Source organism: Rhodohalobacter sp. (assembly GCF_041686455.1).
In the GTDB taxonomy this organism is placed as follows: domain Bacteria; phylum Bacteroidota; class Rhodothermia; order Balneolales; family Balneolaceae; genus Rhodohalobacter.
Genome location: NZ_JAWLDW010000161.1, coordinates 1 through 4,762, shown reverse-complemented (window position 1 = coordinate 4,762; position 4,762 = coordinate 1). Strand labels below are relative to the sequence as shown.

Sequence of the window (4,762 nt, the reverse complement as noted above, 5' to 3'; positions counted from 1 at the left end):
TTTCAGCACTTCTCCTTTTTTGTGAAGAGTATAGGCAAAATCGTGTAGGTATAAATAGGAGATTGATTGTTGATCAATGCCGCACGTTACGAGTGACAATTCCGAGAGCAGTACGACAGTTAACAAACTACACCCAGGAGTATATGGAAAGGCTGATACAATTAGCGTTACCGTTCAATTATTCACTTAAACAGAGTATTCCGTTCGGTTTTGGATTAGCTCCCTATATCATTCCAATATCTATTTCGGTACACCTCTTCCTTCTCAACGCTATACTTTGGATTTTAACGCCTGATACCTACTTAAATCTAACCAGTATTCTCTATTATAACATTAGCTGGTTGGTTATCGCAGCAATACTTGACTACTTTCAAATCAGGCGAATTGAGACGTTCACTACGAACATTAATAAATTTCTCTCTCTCTATCTCTTGTTTGGAGTGTCCTATATTGCACTCTTTGCGATTCGTAGCGTCGATTTTTCACTCAACTATCAGCTCACTACGCTGGGAATTGTCTTTGGTGTGGTGACGATTCATCGCATAATATTTTATTGGTTCAGAAGTGTATATAGAATCAAGGGTGGGAATTTCGTAAACGTTGTAGTGATCGGTAAAGACCGGAATATGTCTAAACTACGCAAATTTTTTGCACGGCCGGAATTGGGATATCGCTTTAAAGGATATTTTCACACTGAAGAATCCGGCAGGGGAAATGACCTGGGACACGTTGATGATTGCTACGAGTACATTCTTAATAATTCGATTGATGAAATCTACTGCCTGGCGTCCAAACTTTCCGAAGATCAACTGAAAGATCTGCTTAAGTTTGCAGACAACAACTTTAAAAAAGTTAAAATTATCCCCGATAGCAAAGGTGTGTATACCAAAACAATGGATATTGATTTGTATGGGTCAATACCGGTGATTAACCTGAGAGAACTGAAAGTCCATTCGGAATACGGCAAGGTAGGCAAGCGCATGTTTGATATTGTCTTTTCCCTGTTGGTGATCATCTTTTTACTTTCCTGGCTCACCCCGCTGCTGTATGTCATAATAAAAATAGAATCGAAAGGTCCGCTTTTCTTTAAGCAGCTGCGTAACGGTCACAAAAAACAGACGTTTCACTGCCTCAAATTCAGATCTATGAAGGTAAATAGCGAGGCCCATAAAAAAATGGGAGAGAAAAACGATCCCCGACTGACCCGTGTGGGTGCATTTCTGAGGAAAACCAATATTGACGAACTCCCACAGTTTTTTAACGTACTTGCTGGCGACATGACGGTGGTAGGGCCGCGGCCACATATGGAACTTCATACCGAAGAGTATACGAAGTCGGTCGATAAATACCTGGTGCGTCATTTTTCAAAACCCGGCATCACCGGCCTGGCACAGGTAAGAGGCTATCGCGGCGAAATCGAAAACAAATACGATATCATCAACCGTGTTAAGCTGGATATTTTCTATCTTGAAAAAGTCTGCTTCCTATTCGATCTCAAAATCATTTTCGAAACGCTTTTTAAAACGTTGTCCGGAGATAAGAAAGCGTATTGAGGGGGCAGGGATTAGGGTACAGGATTCAAAGCTCAGAACTAAATCCAGGCAAAGCGTCAAGTAAATCCCATGTCTGGAGAGGGCAGGTGTGTTATATCAATCACGAAGTTCTACAGGCTCAATTTAAATGTCGGCTACAATTTTGTAAGTAACTACAGGTATCAGCTCTCTGCCTTACACCAGGGGTTTTCAGGTATGCTGGAAGTTAAGTGGCAGATTTTTGATGTGAGTAATTAGTGTTATGCCTCTACGAATTACAGAATCAACCAATTCTCAAATTCTTCCTAAAACTTCATGCAAATTAGTTTAGAATACCATATTTCATCATTTATTTAGCCCACTTAAAACGATAGTCTTTATTTTGATTAAGTTTGTATAAAGTACTTCAAATAGCAATTACTGTATAAATGAAGAATAAAAAAATTTACATTGCAGGGCACAGAGGAATGGTGGGCTCAGCCATCAAGCTGAAATTAGAGCAGGAGGGGTATACCAATCTGGTTTACAAAACCAGTTCAGAGTTGGATTTAATCAATCAGGAAGCTACTAATGAATTTATTAAGTTCGAAAAACCGGATATTGTCATTATCGCTGCAGCAAGAGTGGGAGGGATCCTGGCGAATGATGAATATCCGTATCCGTTTCTTTATGACAACCTCCAGATTCAGAATAATCTGATCAATGCGTCTCATCATAATGACGTTGAAAAAGTGATATTTTTGGGCAGTTCCTGCATCTACCCAAAACTGGCGGATCAGCCACTCAAAGAAGAGTACCTACTGACGGGACCGCTGGAGCCAACCAACCAGTGGTATGCTGTGGCTAAGATTGCCGGTGTAAAATTAATTGAAGCACTGAGAAAACAGTTTGCCAGAAATTATGTATCTCTGATGCCAACCAATCTTTATGGGCCGAGGGATAATTTCGACCTGGAAACATCACATGTGCTGCCGGCCATGATCCGTAAATTTCATGAAGCCAAAGAAAACGGCCACTCTCCCGTACCGTTATGGGGATCCGGAACACCTATGCGAGAATTTCTTTATGTGGAAGACCTTGCTGATGCCGTGTTTTTTGCAATGCAAAATGATTTCGAGGATACCTTATATAATGTGGGTACCGGCAAAGATATTACGATAAAAGAACTGGCTGAAACGATTCAGCAGATTACCGGACACGAAGGCGAAATTGAGTGGGACAGCAGCAAGCCGGATGGAACTCCACGCAAACTAATGGACGTATCAAAAATGAAAGATGAAGGATGGGGTTATCAAACGGAACTGAAAGAGGGAATTCGGAAAACCTATGACTGGTTTTTGAATCACCGGGAAGATATTAAAGAGGTAAAGATGTAAAGGCGGGTTAGCTAAGGATGAAATAGATCAATACACTAAAGTGAAAACTAAAAAGTTCACATTCATTTTTTTCCGGCTAATCTCATTTGAAAATTACCTCTCCAGTATTTATTCAAATCGTCGATAAAAAATTATTAAAAATACTAACTATAAAGTCTATACATTTTGAGTTCAAAAAATAAAGTTGCGCTAATTACGGGGATAACGGGTCAGGATGGAGCCTATCTATCTGAATTATTGTTAAGTAAGGGTTATGAAGTTCATGGTATTAAACGCCGATCGAGTTCTTTTAATACAGGTCGTGTAGATCATCTGTATACAGATCCTCACTTTAAGGGGCTTCCTTTTTATATGCACTACGGTGATCTGACCGATTCAACAAATCTGATCCGTATTGTACAGGAAGTTCAGCCCGATGAGATTTATAACCTGGCAGCTCAGAGTCATGTTCAGGTTTCATTCGAGGCTCCCGAGTATACGGCAAATACAGATGCAATGGGCACTCTTCGAATTCTTGAAGCAATTCGAATTTTAGGAATGACAAAGAAAACAAAATTCTACCAGGCATCTACAAGCGAGTTGTATGGTAAAGTTCAGGAGGTTCCTCAAACGGAAAAAACACCATTTTACCCGCGCTCGCCTTATGGTGTGGCCAAGCTGTATGCGTTTTGGATCTGTGTAAATTACAGAGAAGCATATAATATGTTTGCGGTAAACGGAATATTGTTTAACCATGAATCACCTAATCGCGGAGAGACGTTTGTAACCCGTAAGATCACGCGTGCAGCGGTCCGAATTGCTGCGGGAATACAACCCAAGCTGTTTCTGGGTAATCTGAATGCTAAGCGAGATTGGGGGCACGCAAAAGATTATGTAGACGGAATGTGGAGAATGCTGCAACAGGAGGAGCCGGAGGATTACGTCCTCGCTACAGGAAAGACAACCACCGTTCGCGAATTTTGTGAGCGATCATTTCATCATGCAGAAATTGATCTTGAATGGGAAGGAGAGGGAGTCAATGAGGTTGGGAAGAGCAAGGAGACCGGTGAGGTACTTGTTGAGATAGATCCTACTTACTTTCGTCCGACCGAGGTAGATCTTCTTGTAGGTGACCCAACCAAGGCAAAAGAAAAACTGGGTTGGGAACCAACCTATTCTGTTGACGAGCTGATTAAGGAGATGGTTGAGGAAGATCGTAACGAGCTCTGAGTTAAATCTTTTGGAGCAGGTATACTCTTCTTCTAAAGTTGAGTGTATCTGCAAAATATGGAAGAATGGAAGGCCGGTTGGGAAATGTCAGCCCAGCTATAAAGTTATTCTTCCGGCTTGTACTATTTCTGTATAATTCATTACCTTAACTATTCTTGACGGTAATTGAAATGCTGAGGTAGCCGGTTGTCACATCGAAAGTTTCGAATGTGCAAACGTGGCTATTTGGGAAGTAACAATTCCCGAATGACGCAATCTGTTGTCACAAATATTGTCACATTCGTCGATTTTGAGATTTTTGAAAGCTTGATATACTGATTTTTATTTGGTCTTTAGAGTGAAATAAATGCTCTTTAAAGTACCATAAGTACATATAATTGATTTACTGTTTTAAAATGCGCCCGTAGCTCAACTGGATAGAGCGTCTGACTTCGGATCAGAAGGCTGAGGGTTCAAATCCTTCCGGGCGTACAGAGCAGGGCACAGGGTTCAAGGTGCAGGACGCAGGGTTTACCTGTCACTTGCACCCTGAGCCTTGTGCCCTGTAGCCTGAAACGCACCCGTAGCTCAACTGGATAGAGTACCTGACTACGAATCAGGCGGTTACAGGTTCAAATCCTGTCGGGTGTACAAAGAACAAAGCTC

Annotated in this window: 3 protein-coding genes and 2 tRNA genes; all 5 read left to right on the top strand. The window is 41.3% G+C overall.

The genetic code is table 11. The features are described 5' to 3' along the window. Positions 1-1,553 (top strand): exopolysaccharide biosynthesis polyprenyl glycosylphosphotransferase (locus ACESM0_RS12780; RefSeq protein WP_372906590.1); only part of this gene is annotated, 1,553 nt, incomplete at its 5' end. A gap of 407 nt (positions 1,554-1,960) precedes the next feature. Further along, positions 1,961-2,908, top strand: coding sequence for a GDP-L-fucose synthase family protein (locus ACESM0_RS12775; RefSeq protein WP_372906589.1), 948 nt, complete (start codon positions 1,961-1,963; stop codon positions 2,906-2,908). Between the two features lie 165 nt (positions 2,909-3,073). Further along, positions 3,074-4,117, top strand: coding sequence for a GDP-mannose 4,6-dehydratase (gmd, locus tag ACESM0_RS12770; RefSeq protein ID WP_372906588.1), 1,044 nt, complete (start codon positions 3,074-3,076; stop codon positions 4,115-4,117). A gap of 397 nt (positions 4,118-4,514) precedes the next feature. Next, positions 4,515-4,588: transfer RNA gene (locus tag ACESM0_RS12765), tRNA-Arg, on the top strand. 85 nt (positions 4,589-4,673) lie between these two features. Next, a tRNA-Arg gene (locus ACESM0_RS12760) sits at positions 4,674-4,747 on the top strand. The last annotated feature ends 15 nt before the right edge of the window (positions 4,748-4,762 follow it).